The following is a 576-nucleotide window of genomic DNA, read 5'->3' as shown; positions in this document are numbered from 1 at the left end:
GATCAGCGCCCGGCGCGGTACGCCGCTGCGCGAGGCCTTGCCGAAGAAGGCCGGGGCCTGGCGATGCTGGGCCAGGCTGTAGAGCATGCGCCCGGTGCTGAAGATGCCGCCGTTGCAGGACGACAGCGCGGCGGTGATCACCACGAAGTTGATGATCCCGGCGGCGGTCTTGATGCCCATGCGCTCGAAGGTCATCACGAAGGGGCTGCCCTGGGTGCCGATCTCGTTCCACGGATAGAGCGACATGATCACGAACAGCGAGCCGACATAGAACAGCAGGATGCGCCAGAACACCGAGTTGATCGCGCTGGGAATGGTCTTGGTCGGGTTACGCGCTTCGCCGGCGGTGAGGCCGATCATTTCCACCCCGAGGTAGGCGAACATCACCATCTGCAGCGACATCAGCACGCCCTGGATGCCATTGGGCATGAAGCCGCCGTGGGCCCAGAGGTTGGAGATACCGGTGGCGATGCCGTCGTTGCCGAAGCCGAAGGCGATCATGCCGATGCCGACCACCACCATCGCCAGGATGGTGACGATCTTGATCAGGGCGAACCAGAACTCGAACTCGCCGAA

The 576-nt window shown here is 63.7% G+C and carries 1 protein-coding gene; it reads right to left on the bottom strand.

What is annotated here, in order from left to right; all coding sequences use genetic code 11:
* A partial coding sequence (locus EEB15_RS33210; RefSeq protein WP_141514252.1) for an amino acid permease occupies nucleotides 1–576 on the bottom strand: 576 nt, incomplete at both ends.

Origin of the sequence: Ramlibacter sp. WS9 (genome assembly GCF_003797765.1) — a bacterium.
Classification (GTDB): domain Bacteria; phylum Pseudomonadota; class Gammaproteobacteria; order Burkholderiales; family Burkholderiaceae_C; genus Ramlibacter.
This window is presented reverse-complemented; position numbering and strand designations above follow the sequence as displayed.